This window comes from Glutamicibacter sp. 2E12 (genome assembly GCF_050030965.1).
Taxonomy (GTDB): Bacteria; Actinomycetota; Actinomycetes; order Actinomycetales; family Micrococcaceae; genus Glutamicibacter.
In genome coordinates this window covers 46,743-59,809 of sequence record NZ_CP188297.1, presented here as the reverse complement: position 1 = coordinate 59,809, position 13,067 = coordinate 46,743, and the positions used below count along the sequence as shown (strand labels likewise).

Genomic DNA, 13,067 nt, shown 5'->3' with positions numbered 1-13,067 from the left:
TTGCTCGCCGCCCGAGGCTGCAAGGTCACCTTGATCGAGCAGCAGCCGCATCCGGGCGGTCGCTCCGGACGACTGGAGCGCGACGGGTTCCGCTTCGACACCGGCCCCTCCTGGTACCTGATGCCCGAGGTCTTCGAGCACTGGTTCAAGCTCATGGGCACCAGCGCCAGCGAACAGCTGGAGTTGCGCGAACTGGCCACCGGCTACCGCACCTTCTTCCAGGGCCGCGAAGAACCGGTGGATGTCGGTACCGGCGCCGCGGCCAGCGGACTCTTCGAAGCCCTGGAACCGGGCAGCGGCCCAGCCTTGGAGCGGTACCTGCGCACCGCGAAGGAGGGTTATGAATTGGCCTTGGAGCATTTCCTCTATGACGATTTCAACTCGCTCACCTCCCTGCTGCACCCAAGGATCCTGCGCCGGACCCCGCAACTGGCCCAGCTGCTGGCCTCCAGCTTGGAAAGCCATGTGGCCCGGCGCTTTTCGAGCAACGAGATCCGCCAGCTGCTCGGATACCCGGCGGTGTTCCTGGGCTCCAGCCCGAGCCGCACCCCTGCGCTCTACCAGCTGATGAGCCACCTGGACCTCACCGACGGGGTGAAATACCCGATGGGAGGCTTCGCTGCGGTGGCCGACGCCATGGCCGAACTGGCCCGGAAACACGGCGCGGCCATCCATCTCTCAGCGACCGCAACGGCCATTGAAGCCAGCGCAGGGAAAAATCCCCGGGTCAGCGCGGTGCGCTGGATCGACGCGCACGGCAGGCAGCAGCGCACCCCGGCGACCCAGGTGATCGCAGCCGCCGATGTGCGCCACCTGGAAGGCCATTTGCTGCCCGAAGCGCTGCAGACCCATACCGCCAAGAGCTTCCAGCGCAAGGACCCCGGCCCCAGCGCGGTGCTGCTCTGCCTGGGCATCAGCGGCAAGCTGCCGCAGCTGGAGCACCACAACTTGCTGTTCACCACCGACTGGAAAGAGAATTTCTCGCGGATTCGCCAAGGGCGGATGCTGGAGGCGGAAACCAGCATCTATGTCTGCAAGCCCAGTGCCACCGACCCCTCGGTGGCCCCGGAGGGCTGCGAGAACCTGTTCATCCTGGTTCCAGCTCCGGCCATGCCCGAATGGGGGATTGGCGCAGCCGATGGGGCAGGAGATGCCGCGGTGGAAGCGGTGGCCGACGCGGCCATCGACCAGCTGGCCGCATGGGCTGGCATCAAGGATCTTCGCGAGCGGATCGTGGTGCGCCAGAGCATCGGCCCGGGGGACTTCGTCCAGCAGTACGGCGCCTTCAAAGGCGGTGCGCTGGGCCTGGCCCATATCCTGGGGCAAAGCGCCATGCTGCGTCCGGGCAACCGCAGCGCCAAGGTGGGCGGGCTGCACTATGCCGGCAGCACCGTGCGCCCCGGAATCGGTGTGCCGATGTGCCTGATCAGCGGGGAACTGGCTGCCAAAGCGGTGCTCGGGATCAAGGCCGCGGGGCCCATGGACGAAAACTTCGCGGCCACGGTGCGGCAGGAGGCCGGAGCATGATCTACCTGGGCATCTTGCTGGCACTGCTGGCCTGCATGGGGTTGCTGGACGCGAAGGGAAAGCTCTTCATCTTCCGCCATCCGGTGCGCGGGATCCTGGCCCTGGGGCTGGGCACCGGATTCTTCGTGCTCTGGGATGTGCTGGCCATCAGGCAGGGCATCTTCCTGCATAAGGAATCGGAGCTCATGACCGGAATCATGGTGGGCGAGCAGTTCCCCTTGGAAGAAGTCTTCTTCCTGGTCTTCCTGTGCTATTGCGCCATGATTGCCTTCACCGGGCTGCCGGTGCTGGCCAGCATGCTGCGCAACCGGAACCCGAAAGCATCCAAGCGCACGTTGGGGGAGAACCATGTTCCTTGAATTGAGCCTCTGCTTCCTATTTGCGGCCATGGCCGTCTTTGCCGCCGGGCTGGCCGCCAGCAAGCAGCGCCTGCGCTCGGTGGCCAAGCCGCTGGGCGCTGCCATGGCCCTGATGCTCGTGCTCACGGCGATCTTCGACAACCTGATGATCTACGCCGGGTTGTTTGGCTACGGCAGCGGGACGCTGTCCGGGCTGCATCTGGGCCTGGCCCCGATTGAAGACTTCTTCTACGCCGCCTGCGCGGTCTTCCTGGTTCCCGGGCTGTGGTGGCTGCTCGGTGCCCGCAGCCACAGAAAGGACGCTTCATGATCCGCGGAATCGTATTGAGCTCACGCCCCATCTCCTGGGTGAATACCGCCTACCCGTTTGCCGCCGCCTATCTGCTGGCCGGCGGCGGGATCGATTGGCGCCTGGTCCTGGGCACGGTGTTCTTCCTCTTCCCCTACAACCTGCTGATGTACGGCGTGAACGATGTCTTCGACTACGAATCGGACCTGCGCAATCCGCGCAAGGGAGGATTCGAAGGGGCGTTGCTGTCCAGGCAGAGCCATAAGGCGCTGCTCATCGCCTGCGTCCTGTGCGCCGCGCCGTTCCTCGTGGTGCTCGCGGCAGCCGGGGACGGCGCAGCCAACCTCGTTCTGGCCGTGTCCATCCTTGCGGTGCTGGCCTACTCCGCACCGCGGCTGCGCTTCAAGGAAAGGCCCGGGCTGGACTCGCTGACCAGCGCGGTGCACTTCGTCTCCCCGGCGGTCTACGGGTGGGTGCTTGCTGGCGCCAGCGTGCAGGCCGAGCAGTGGCTGGTCTTCGGCGCGTTCCTGCTCTGGGGGATGGCCAGCCACGCCCTGGGCGCCATCCAGGATATTGTTCCCGACCGCCAAGGCGGGCTGTCCTCGATCGCCACCGCCTTGTCGGCCCGCACGACCATCTACCTGGTCTTGGCCGCCTACCTGCTGGCCGGAGTGCTCGTGGCGGTGGGCCTTTCGGGGATTGGCCGCTGGGCGGCGGTGCTGGCCCTGGCCTATGTGCTCAACGTCCTACCCCATCTTGGAATCAGCGATGCAAGCTCGGGTACGGTTAATCGAGGATGGAAGAGATTCTTGTGGATCAACTACCTGTGCGGTTTCCTGCTGACCATGCTCCTGATCTTTTCGGCACTTTTCACCTACTAGACCCGGATGGGGATTCAAGGATTTCAATGGACGTCATTTTGCTTTCGGATCAAGGCCAGCCTATTGGCACGCACCCGAAAGAATTGGTTCACACCACGGATACCGTGCTGCACCAGGCATTCTCCTGCCATGTGCAGAATCAAGCTGGCCAGGTGCTGGTGACGCGTCGTGCCCTGTCCAAGTTGACCTGGCCAGGGGTCTGGACGAACTCCTTCTGCGGGCATCCCCAGCCCGGCGAGAGCTTCGAAGAAGCCATTACGCGCCACGCGGCCCATGAGCTCGGCTTCAAGGTCAGCCGCATCGAATCGGCGCTGCCGGACTTCCGCTATCGCGCCGTGGATGCCTCGGGCATTGTGGAAAACGAAATCTGCCCGGTCTTCACCGCGATAATCGACAGCGAGATCTCCGCTAACCCGGACGAAGTCATGGACTACTGCTGGGCGGATCCGGCACAACTCGGTGAAGCCCTGCGCGCCACCCCGTGGGCCTTCAGCCCGTGGCTGGTGATGCAGGCTGCAGGGATGTCCCTGTACCAGGTCGAGCAAGGCTGATTCCGGGCCCGCCGCCGGCGTGGAATCCGTGCAGGGTGATTCCTGTGGAATTGTCCGGGTCATTGGCTATGCTCGATTGCATGGTGCTTCAAGTAATTTCTTCCGGAATCCAGCGGCGCTGCGTGGCCATCGATGCGTTGCGCAAGGCCAGTGTGGTCGCCGGCGGCTTGGTGCTGGCTTCGTCCCTGGCCAGCTGTGCCCCGCTCCAGTTCGAAGCATCCGCGCAAACTCCTGGCGTGAGCCCGCAGATCGCGGCCTTGCCGAAGTATGCCGACAACCTCCAGGAAGTCGAAGGGCGCCAGGAATGGGCGGATCAGAAGATCTTCCAGTACCTCAATGGCCAGGGCGCCGCCGGCTTCCATTCATTCGCCGAGGATTCCATCCAGTACGCCACCGTGGGGTGGCTCTCTCCAGTCCAGGGCGTGCTCGCCATTGTCGTGGAGGGCAGCGATTGGATCGCGGAGGGCAGTGCTGCCGGCTATGCCGAGCGGGTCATGACCTCCGTCGGCTACGAATCAATCGAGTTGGACCGGGTTGAGATCCTCACCGTCGAAGGGCAGCTGCTCGCCTCCGACTACCGCGGGAATCATCCCGGGGCTTTGTAAGCGAAAAGGCCATCTCGCCGCGTAGCTTCCAATGGAGCTAGCTGGCGGGATGGCCTTTGCTATCGGGAATTCTCTTGCCGGCTATACGAAGTTCTCGGTGCCTTCGATGGTGTTCATGAAGTGGTCCATGAAATCAGCGAAGTCCTCTGCATCGGATTTCTGGTCAATGGTGGCACCAATGCTGATGGCATCATCGACATGCAAGTCGATGCTCGGCGCTTCGGGAATGCTGAAGCGGAACACTCGGCCCGAAGAGATCGCGATTTCGTAGCCGCCATCGCTGAGCTCGGCGAGCTGGTTCACATTCGTATTGTTGATGTTGATCGCATCCTCGGATGCTTCCAAGCTGCTGGCATTCACTGGCGCAATAATCAGTTCCGCTGGTTGGCGCCGATATCCAATGACCTTGAGCCCTCCGGAGCCGGCGATGCCGGTGCCCGCCACGAGATTGTAGCTGGCGAAGTTGGGGATCTGCGAGTCGAAGGCCTCATGGAGGCGGGCCTTTACCTGCTGGGTTGGATTTTCGTCTGGGCGCTTGTCCATAACTAATACTCTACCGATAACTTTGGACAATTTGACCAGTCGCAACATTTATCGAAATGTGTCATCGGCACGTCATGGGTTATCTGATTGGTCATATTGACTTCTAGAATGGGATTAATGAGCCAGGATGCTAATTGAGTCGCCAAGCCATGCGCCCGTGTGGCCATCGACGGAACTCATGCCTTTCCCGGCTCAACGCTGCAAGCGAAACCAACTGCATGGCAGGGGACTTCCTTGGAGCAAGGGGTGCGCAGCGCGAGCGATGCGCATTCCCGGCAGCTGGTGCTTGTCTCCAGCTAATCCCGTTTCGACAGGCACTTTTGGTGCCTATGAAGCGAAAAAGCCAAGGCTTGTTTGCGGTGTCGCGTCCAAGGCTTGGACATCCATCTCATATAATGAGATAAACAGGGTGTCTAGTTGCTCTTTGCCGTGAGGTGGAGAAAACTAGAGGCATGCAAACAAACACCGATGTACTACTAGTTATCAGGCGCGGAGCCTGAGACACTGTCCAACACCACGGACAGTACGTCGGTAACGCGCAAGCCCCCTTTCGTCAGTAGTGACGGCCGCGGGGCGTTTTTTATGCGCAAACGAAGAGATAGATATGGAAAGGATCCCGATGAGCAACTCAACACCCGCCAATCCGGCGTCGGTTGCGAAGTCAATCAATCGAACCAAGGATGCCGCCGCCGCTGTCTCTTCCGTCGTGGAGGCTTCGAACCCGGTACAGGGTCCGAATAATATCGTTGCTCCCACACAGATGACGGGCTCACAAGCCATCGTCCGCTCGCTGGAAGAACTGGGCGTCAAAGACGTCTTCGGATTACCAGGTGGGGCCATCCTTCCCACCTATGATCCACTGATGGATTCGACCAAGATTAACCACATCTTGGTCCGCCACGAACAGGGTGCCGGCCATGCCGCACAGGGTTACGCCATGGTGAGCGGGGAAGTGGGCGTATGCATCGCTACTTCCGGACCAGGCGCAACCAACCTCGTCACCGCACTGGCCGATGCCAATATGGACTCGGTACCAATGGTGGCAATCACCGGTCAGGTCAATAGCGCTTTCATTGGCTCTGACGCATTCCAGGAAGCAGACATTGTCGGCATCACGATGCCGATTACCAAGCACGCTTTCCTGGTCACCAACGCGGAAGACATTCCGCGCACGCTGGCCAGCGCTTTCTACCTGGCGCAGACCGGCCGTCCCGGTCCGGTGCTGGTGGATATCACCAAGGATGCCCAGCAGAGCGACATGACCTTCTCATGGCCGCCAAAGGTCGACCTGCCGGGCTACCGCGTGGTCACCCGCGGACACAACAAGCAGCTGCGCGAAGCCGCCAAGCTCATCGCTTCGGCAACCCGCCCGGTGCTGTACGTCGGCGGTGGCGTGATCAAGGCCAACGCCCATGAGCAGCTCAAGGAATTCGCGGAATTCATCAACGCGCCGGTGGTCACCACGCTGACCGCACGCGGTGCCTTCCCGGACTCGCATGAACAGCACGTGGGCATGCCCGGCATGCACGGTGCCGTCTCTGCGGTCACCGCACTGCAGCAGTCGGATTTGCTCATTACCCTCGGGGCCCGCTTCGATGACCGCGTCACCGGCGTGCTCTCCACCTTCGCGCCGAACGCGAAGGTGATCCACGCCGATATCGATCCTGCGGAAATCTCCAAGAACCGCGTGGCCGATGTGCCGATCGTTGGCTCGCTGGATGAAATCATCCCGCAGCTGCACGAGGCCTGCGCCTCGCGCTTCGAGAACGAAGCCCAGCAGGATCTGGCTGGCTGGTGGGGACTGCTCAACCGCCTGCGCGAAACCTACCCGATCGGCTACACCGAAACCCACGATGGCCTCTCGGCTCCGCAGAACGTCATTGGGCGCATCGGCGAGCTGACCGGTCCGGAAGGCGTCTACGTGGCAGGCGTGGGCCAGCACCAGATGTGGGCAGCGCAGTTCGTCAAGTACGAGCGCCCGCGCTCGTGGCTGAACTCCGCCGGCCTGGGCACCATGGGCTACTCGGTGCCTGCCGCCATGGGCGCCAAGGTGGCGCAGCCGGACCGCGTGGTCTGGGCCATTGACGGAGATGGCTGCTTCCAGATGACCAACCAGGAACTGGCTACCTGCGTGATCAACCGGATCCCCATCAAGGTTGCCATCATCAACAACTCGTCGCTGGGCATGGTCCGCCAGTGGCAGACCCTGTTCTACGATGGCCGCTACTCCAACACCGATTTGAACACCGGCCACGGAACCGCCCGGATTCCGGACTTCGTGAAGCTGGCCGACGCCTACGGCTGCGTGGGCCTGCGCTGCGAACGCGACGAGGATATCGATGCGACCATCCAGAAGGCATTGGAAATCAATGACCGTCCGGTAGTCATCGACTTCGTGGTCTCGGCCGACTCCATGGTGTGGCCAATGGTCCCATCGGGAGTCAGCAACGACCAGATCCAGATTGCCCGCGGCATGACCCCTGAATGGGAAGAGGAGGACTAGAACATGGCAAAGCATACGCTTTCGGTACTGGTTGAAGACGTTCCCGGCGTGCTCACCCGCGTCGCCAGCCTCTTCGCCCGCCGTGCCTTCAACATTCACTCGCTGGCAGTGGGCCCCACGGAAATTGCCGGCATCAGCCGCATGACCGTGGTGGTGGACGCCGAAGGGGATTCCCTGGAGCAGGTCACCAAGCAGCTGAACAAGCTGGTCAACGTCATCAAGATCGTGGAACTGCTGCCGGAAACCTCGGTGCAGCGCGACCACATCATGATCAAGGTGCGCGCCGATGCGGCGACGCGACTGCAGGTCACCCAGGCCGCGGAGCTGTTCCGCGCATCGGTGATCGACGTATCCACGGACTCGCTGGTCGTTGAGGCCACCGGCAATGCGGCGAAGATCGAAGCACTGCTGGCAGTACTTGAGCCATTCGGCATCCGCGAGATCGTCCAGGCCGGAACGCTGGCCGTGGGACGCGGAACAAAGTCGATGAGCGACCGTGCCCTGAAGACGCTGTCCGCCTAAGCGCACAACGACTTCAAGAGACACGAACTACAAATTTAGGTATTTGGCACCTAGCTTAGAAGAAAGCAACAGTGCCTAAGCACAAGACTTCTTTACCAGAAGCACAAATAAGGAGAATTACAGTGGCTGATCTGTACTACGAAGACGACGCAGACCTCTCGATCATCCAGGGCAAGAAGGTAGCTGTCATTGGCTACGGCTCCCAGGGCCACGCCCACGCACTGAGCCTGCGCGACTCGGGCGTCGAGGTTATCGTCGGCCTGGCTGAGGGCTCCAAGTCCCGCGCCAAGGCCGAGGCCGAAGGCCTGAAGGTAGCTACCGTTGCCGAGGCAGCGGCTTGGGCAGATGTCATCATGATCCTGACCCCGGACCAGGTCCAGGCCCAGGTCTACACCGAGTCGATCGCCGAGCACCTCGAAGAGGGCAACGCGCTGTTCTTCGGCCACGGCTTCAACATCCGCTTCGGCTTCATCCAGCCACCAGCCAACGTCGACGTTGCACTGGTTGCTCCCAAGGCGCCAGGGCACACCGTGCGCCGCGAATTCGAAGCCGGCCGCGGCATCCCTGACCTGATCGCCGTGGAGCAGAACTTCACCGGCGGCGCCAAGGAACTGGCACTGTCCTACGCAGCAGGCATCGGCGGCACCCGTGCCGGCGTTATCGAGACCACCTTCACCGAAGAGACCGAAACCGACCTGTTCGGCGAGCAGGCTGTGCTGTGCGGTGGCACCTCCCAGCTGGTCCAGTACGGCTTCGAGGTCCTGACCGAAGCTGGCTACAAGCCGGAAATCGCCTACTTCGAGGTGCTGCACGAGCTGAAGCTGATCGTTGACCTGATGTGGGAAGGCGGCATCGCCAAGCAGCGCTGGTCGATCTCCGACACCGCTGAGTACGGCGACTACGTCTCCGGCCCACGCGTGATCACCCCAGAGGTGAAGGAAAACATGAAGGCTGTGCTGGCTGATATCCAGTCCGGGGCTTTCGCCAACCGCTTCATGGAAGACCAGAAGGCCGGCGCTCCGGAGTTCAAGGAACTGCGCGCCAAGGGCGAAGCCCACCCAATCGAGACCACCGGCCGCGAACTGCGCTCGCTGTTCTCCTGGATCTCGGATGCATCCTCGGATGACTACGTAGATGGTTCGGTAGCCCGCTAATTGCGCGCTGACAACTAGCTTTATAAGCTGAACAAAATAAATCGACCTCGGTTGCTTTCCATTTGGGAAGCAACCGAGGTCGATTTTTTGGTCTGCTGGGTCGGATACCAGCCAGGCAGGTTTAGAGCTTCGAAGCCCGGTAGCCGGCCTTGCGCGCATCAGCTGCAGTCTTGAAGCATTCTTCTGGCTTCGTGATGTTGTAGAAGCGCTGTCCCTTGACGTGGTACTTCCACTCCTTCTGGCTGCCGGTGCGGTTGCCCTTCACCGGGTAGCCTGCAGGGCAGTTCTTCGCCTTGCCGCTCATCTTCACGGAACGCTTGGCGGCCGCCTTCTTCACCAGCAAGGTCTGCGTCTTCTGCACGGTCGAGGTCTTGCCCTTGAGCTGGTACTTGACCGTGGTGGTGACCTTGTAGGTGCCCGCTGCAAGCTTGACGGACTTCTTCTTGCTGGCGACGGTCTTGTTGCCCTTGACCACCTTCAGCAACGCCGACTTGATCTTCACGTTCTTTGCCTTGGAATAGCTAGGCTTGATGGTTGCCTTGGCTGAACCCTTGACTGTTTTCGTGCCGATTTTCTTGATGGTTACCGCAGGAGCCTTTTTCTTCGCAGCAACGATGCTGGCAGATGACATGCTGGTGGGCAACGGAGCGGCCGTGGCCGCGGAGACACCGGAGAATACAAGTGCTCCCGAAGCGATGACAGCGAGCGAACGCTGAACTAATTTATTCAATTTCTCCCCATGGAAAGTCGAGCGAGCATGGGCACTGATCGGTCCCATGTGCTGATTCTAATCTGGACTGGGAATAGAAACTATGGCTGGACGCGATTGTGATCGATTGCGGCTATTGCCGTCAAAGCGTTACCCGAGCAGTCGAGTGTTTTCCCAATGATTAGTTGAAGCCTTTGCTAGGCTCGGGCAAAACCATGCAAAGGAGCGCGCCCGTGCCACAGGAAAGCAACTACGACGATTTCGCCCAAGACTACGCTGACGAGAACGAATTCAGCATGCTGAACGCCTACTATGAGCGGCCAGCCACCCTGGAACTGGCGGGAGAGGTTGCCGGCCGGGACATCCTGGATATCGGCTGCGGCGCCGGTCCGCTGTCCGAGCAGCTCATGAGCCGTGGCGCGAGCGTCTCGGGCTTCGACACCAGCCGGGCCATGGTGGATCTGGCACGCCAGCGGCTGGGCGAGGACGCGGACCTGAAAGTGGCGACATTGGGGGAGAAGCTCCCGTATGCCGACAACAGCTTTGACGACGCCATTGCTTCATTGGTGTTCCACTACTTGCCGGACTGGGACTACGCACTGGAAGAAGTCCGCCGGGTGCTCAAGCCCGGCGGCCGGCTCATCATGTCGGTGAACCACCCGATTCTCTACCCGTTCAACCACCGCGGCAAGGACTACTTCCAGCTCACCCAGTACACCGACGAAGTGACTTTCAAGGGGAAGCCTGCCGAATTGACCTATTGGCATCGGCCTTTGCATGAAACCATGACGGCGCTGATCTCCGCAGGGTTCGCGGTGGAACGTGTCTGGGAGCCTCCGTATGCCAAGGATGCGCCCGAAGGCGTGATTCCAGAAGAGCTGCGCGAACGCGACGCGTTCTTGAGCTTCCTGTTCTTCTCGCTGCGCTCGACGCGCTAGCCGGCGAGGCGCAAACCTGCCGCTGCGGGTTAGCCGCCGATGTTCCTGCCAGAACGGGTGCGACCTGCAAGAAACACCCAAGTACCCAGGAGCAGCAGTGCTGATCCGAGCCAGACGCTCCACCAGGGGAAGCCCGGGATCTCAGGAGTGGAGCCGAGGGCTTCCAGATCTGCGCGCGGCGTAGGGTGCACGCGTTCGCCGGTGACCAGCATGCGATGCGTATTGATGCCTAGGGGAGTGCAGGTGACCAGGGTGGCCAGATCCTTGTCGAATTGCGGGGTCAGAGCCTTCGTCTCATCCGGCTCTACCGTCTGCGTTTCAACCACCCGGTACGTCAGCACCTCATTGAAGACCTCGATGCTGAAGGTCTCGCCGATTTTCACCTGGGGCAGATCGTTGAACAGGTTGGCCTCGGGCAACCCGCGGTGAGCGGTCAGCACCGCATGCATCGACTGCCCGCCCACAGGCAGTGCGGTGCCTTGCAGGTGCCCGACGCCTTTGAGCAAGGTCTGGTCATCGGTACCGTGGTAGATCGGCAGGTCGATGTCCACCGACGGGACTCGCAGCCGGCCGATGAGCCCCTCGCTGTTGACGTTGAGCAGGGAATCGTACTCGGTATCTTCCCGCACCGATCCGTTGCTGGTAGGGATATTGCTGCCCGGGGCCAATAAGCCGCCGCCAACCAGTTCCTCGTTGTACTCCCGGGCCCGCTGCAGCTCCTGGGAAATCGTGGAGCTGCCCTCGTGGGACACGTCGCTGGAGATTTCCTTGATGATCTTGGATTGGTTGTATTGCGAGAACCAGCTCGCCGCTGGCGGGTACAGCAGCATGAGCGTACCGGCCAGGAAGACGACGGCGATCACCAGCGTGGACACCGGGACGCGCCAGCGGTTCCTGTGCTGCGGGGGAGGGGAAAGCGTGGAACTGGGAGTTGAGCTCATGATTTCTGCCTATGAAGTCTTGGGAATCAGGAAGTTCAGAAAGAAAATGGTGGGAGTCCCAAGCAATGCTTAGTTCTCCCACCATCTACTGGCTACCCTGGTGCTGCATCAAGCAGTACGCGGGTTAGCCCTGGGTGCGCGAGCGGCGGCGCTTCACCAGTACCGCACCACCGGCGGCGGCCATCAGGCCAAGACCTGCAATGGTGAACAGCACGGTGCCCGAGGCACCGGTGAGCGGCAGATCAGGACCGGTCGGCTTGTGGTTGGTGATGGTCTCGATCAGGATCTGGCCGTTGGTGACAACCAGTTCGCCGGACCACGGATCAGCGGGAAGCACGTATCCGGCTGGCGCCTTGGTTTCCTTGACCCAGTAGCTCGATTCCATGTCGTCCTCGATCCCCAGGTGCAGTTCCCACTTGACGACCCCGTCTACCGTGGTTCCGGTAGCCAGAGGCGAACTGGTGGGTTCGCCCTCGGCATCAGGTGCAGTTCCATAGAGCTCGAATTCCGCGCCGTCCAGCAGTGCACCGTTCTCGCCTTCAGCCTTCTTTTCCAGCTGCAAGGTGCCCAGGTTGGTGTTGGTGGTGCCATCAGCTTCCGTGCCATTGATGTTCACGGTCGCGGTGTTCTCGATGACTCCGCCTTCAGGGATCGAGTTGACCTTGGTCTTCAAGACGGCCGTCACGGTGGTCGCACCAGCCGCATCGAGTTTGGCGAGGCCCGCCCCGGTGAAGGTGATCACCGCATTGTCGGCCGAGATGGTGTAGTCATCAAAAGGAACGAGTTCCCCGGTGCCAATCGATACCGACTCCCAGGAGATGAAATCGAGGTTCCCCGAGAGGCTATCGGTCAAGGTGTAGGACTTGTAGGGAAGATCCGAGTCAGGGACATCGGTGACCAGTGTCCAGGTGACCTCATCGCCCAGGAACACGGCGGTATCATCCACGGTCTTGGTCTGCTCGATGGTGTTCAGCGTGTTCTTCGGATAGACGTGCACGTCGTAGTTCCAGGTGCCGTCGGCATTCGGATAAGGAATGCTCACGTAGAACGGTGCGGCCGCGGCATCGATCAGGTTGTCGCCCGAATCGGTTTCGGTGACCAGATACAGTCCCAAGTCCAAACCGCTGAAGGTAGCGATACCGCCCACTGTTACCTGGGGGACACTGGTGTCCAGGGTGTAGCCTGCAGGCAATGCGCCTCCGGCGGATTCTGGTGCCAGGGCTTCTGCCAGTTCCCAGCCGTCGGCCACGCTCAAGTCGATTGGCTCGCCGTCGAACAGCACCTGCTGCAAGGTGAATTCAACGCCATCCAGGCCCAGGCCCGCGCCGGGGTCCGGTTCCAGCAGGGAGCCGTTGTTGAGGCCTTCAACAGGGTCCGCTGAAGACTTGTGGACCGAGATGCTGCCGGGGGTCCCCGGCGTAATATCCGAAATTTCGTCAGCGGATGCGGCGGCTACCCCAAATAGCCCCATCCCAGCAAGTGCCATGGCACTTGCTCCGGCAATCAGCTTGCCGAGTCTGCGTTGCGTGAACACGATTACTCCTT

General features: G+C 61.3%; 14 protein-coding genes. 10 read left to right on the top strand and 4 right to left on the bottom strand.

Going from position 1 to position 13,067, the window contains the following annotated elements; genetic code table 11:
* From crtI to ACP3TE_RS00190, 6 genes are all read left to right on the top strand, one after another.
* Entirely contained in the window at positions 1-1,527 is a 1,527-nt protein-coding gene (gene crtI, locus ACP3TE_RS00215; protein WP_426736260.1) for a phytoene desaturase family protein, read from the top strand.
* On the top strand, positions 1,524-1,886 hold the full coding sequence (locus ACP3TE_RS00210) for a lycopene cyclase domain-containing protein (RefSeq protein ID WP_426734751.1): 363 nt from the start codon (positions 1,524-1,526) through the stop codon (positions 1,884-1,886). Before crtI ends, ACP3TE_RS00210 begins: the two co-directional genes overlap by 4 nt.
* The gene (locus ACP3TE_RS00205) at positions 1,876-2,196 is read left to right on the top strand and encodes a lycopene cyclase domain-containing protein (RefSeq protein ID WP_426734749.1); all 321 of its coding nucleotides are present in this window, start codon (positions 1,876-1,878) and stop codon (positions 2,194-2,196) included. Before ACP3TE_RS00210 ends, ACP3TE_RS00205 begins: the two co-directional genes overlap by 11 nt.
* A complete protein-coding gene (locus ACP3TE_RS00200; protein ID WP_402697566.1) occupies positions 2,193-3,056 on the top strand; it encodes a prenyltransferase in 864 nt (287 codons plus the stop codon). Before ACP3TE_RS00205 ends, ACP3TE_RS00200 begins: the two co-directional genes overlap by 4 nt.
* Before the next feature lie 26 nt (positions 3,057-3,082).
* A complete protein-coding gene (gene idi / locus ACP3TE_RS00195; RefSeq protein WP_402697568.1) occupies positions 3,083-3,607 on the top strand; it encodes an isopentenyl-diphosphate Delta-isomerase in 525 nt (174 codons plus the stop codon).
* Positions 3,608-3,687: 80 nt separating this feature from the next.
* The gene (locus ACP3TE_RS00190; RefSeq protein WP_332728512.1) at positions 3,688-4,212 is read left to right on the top strand and encodes a hypothetical protein; all 525 of its coding nucleotides are present in this window, start codon (positions 3,688-3,690) and stop codon (positions 4,210-4,212) included.
* An 81-nt stretch (positions 4,213-4,293) separates the two neighbouring features.
* Here the strand turns inward: ACP3TE_RS00190 and ACP3TE_RS00185 are convergent, their stop codons facing one another.
* Positions 4,294-4,755 carry a hypothetical protein gene (locus ACP3TE_RS00185; RefSeq protein WP_105658083.1) on the bottom strand — a complete coding sequence of 154 codons (462 nt, stop codon included), beginning with the start codon at positions 4,753-4,755 and terminating at the stop codon, positions 4,294-4,296.
* 619 nt (positions 4,756-5,374) lie between these two features.
* On the opposite strand from ACP3TE_RS00185, the gene ACP3TE_RS00180 reads away from it, so the two are divergent.
* The 3 genes from ACP3TE_RS00180 (at position 5,375) to ilvC (ending at position 8,934) form a co-directional block, all read left to right on the top strand.
* Positions 5,375-7,258: an acetolactate synthase large subunit gene (locus tag ACP3TE_RS00180; protein WP_105658084.1), complete on the top strand. Its 1,884-nt coding sequence runs from the start codon at positions 5,375-5,377 to the stop codon at positions 7,256-7,258.
* Between the two features lie 3 nt (positions 7,259-7,261).
* A complete protein-coding gene (gene ilvN / locus ACP3TE_RS00175) occupies positions 7,262-7,780 on the top strand; it encodes an acetolactate synthase small subunit (protein ID WP_105658085.1) in 519 nt (172 codons plus the stop codon).
* A 122-nt stretch (positions 7,781-7,902) separates the two neighbouring features.
* Entirely contained in the window at positions 7,903-8,934 is a 1,032-nt protein-coding gene (gene ilvC, locus ACP3TE_RS00170) for a ketol-acid reductoisomerase (protein ID WP_013348730.1), read from the top strand.
* 121 nt (positions 8,935-9,055) lie between these two features.
* Here the strand turns inward: ilvC and ACP3TE_RS00165 are convergent, their stop codons facing one another.
* Entirely contained in the window at positions 9,056-9,664 is a 609-nt protein-coding gene (locus ACP3TE_RS00165) for a hypothetical protein (RefSeq protein ID WP_426734745.1), read from the bottom strand.
* A gap of 212 nt (positions 9,665-9,876) precedes the next feature.
* On the opposite strand from ACP3TE_RS00165, the gene ACP3TE_RS00160 reads away from it, so the two are divergent.
* Positions 9,877-10,581 carry a class I SAM-dependent methyltransferase gene (locus tag ACP3TE_RS00160; RefSeq protein WP_426734743.1) on the top strand — a complete coding sequence of 235 codons (705 nt, stop codon included), beginning with the start codon at positions 9,877-9,879 and terminating at the stop codon, positions 10,579-10,581.
* 29 nt (positions 10,582-10,610) lie between these two features.
* Here the strand turns inward: ACP3TE_RS00160 and ACP3TE_RS00155 are convergent, their stop codons facing one another.
* Positions 10,611-11,522 carry a class C sortase gene (locus ACP3TE_RS00155; RefSeq protein WP_426734741.1) on the bottom strand — a complete coding sequence of 304 codons (912 nt, stop codon included), beginning with the start codon at positions 11,520-11,522 and terminating at the stop codon, positions 10,611-10,613.
* A gap of 124 nt (positions 11,523-11,646) precedes the next feature.
* On the bottom strand, positions 11,647-13,056 hold the full coding sequence (locus ACP3TE_RS00150) for a SpaH/EbpB family LPXTG-anchored major pilin (RefSeq protein ID WP_426734739.1): 1,410 nt from the start codon (positions 13,054-13,056) through the stop codon (positions 11,647-11,649).
* Positions 13,057-13,067: the final 11 nt, after the last annotated feature.

Bases quoted from the DNA above. Each gene is read 5' to 3' on its own strand.
- idi (WP_402697568.1), top strand. From the start codon at position 3,083: ATGGACGTCATTTTGCTTTCGGATCAAGGCCAGCCTATTGGCACGCAC.
- ACP3TE_RS00190 (WP_332728512.1), top strand. From the start codon at position 3,688: ATGGTGCTTCAAGTAATTTCTTCCGGAATCCAGCGGCGCTGCGTGGCC.
- ACP3TE_RS00200 (WP_402697566.1), top strand. From the start codon at position 2,193: ATGATCCGCGGAATCGTATTGAGCTCACGCCCCATCTCCTGGGTGAAT.
- ACP3TE_RS00185 (WP_105658083.1), bottom strand. From the start codon at position 4,755: ATGGACAAGCGCCCAGACGAAAATCCAACCCAGCAGGTAAAGGCCCGC.
- ACP3TE_RS00155 (WP_426734741.1), bottom strand. From the start codon at position 11,522: ATGAGCTCAACTCCCAGTTCCACGCTTTCCCCTCCCCCGCAGCACAGG.
- ACP3TE_RS00210 (WP_426734751.1), top strand. From the start codon at position 1,524: ATGATCTACCTGGGCATCTTGCTGGCACTGCTGGCCTGCATGGGGTTG.
- ACP3TE_RS00205 (WP_426734749.1), top strand. From the start codon at position 1,876: ATGTTCCTTGAATTGAGCCTCTGCTTCCTATTTGCGGCCATGGCCGTC.
- ACP3TE_RS00180 (WP_105658084.1), top strand. From the start codon at position 5,375: ATGAGCAACTCAACACCCGCCAATCCGGCGTCGGTTGCGAAGTCAATC.
- ilvN (WP_105658085.1), top strand. From the start codon at position 7,262: ATGGCAAAGCATACGCTTTCGGTACTGGTTGAAGACGTTCCCGGCGTG.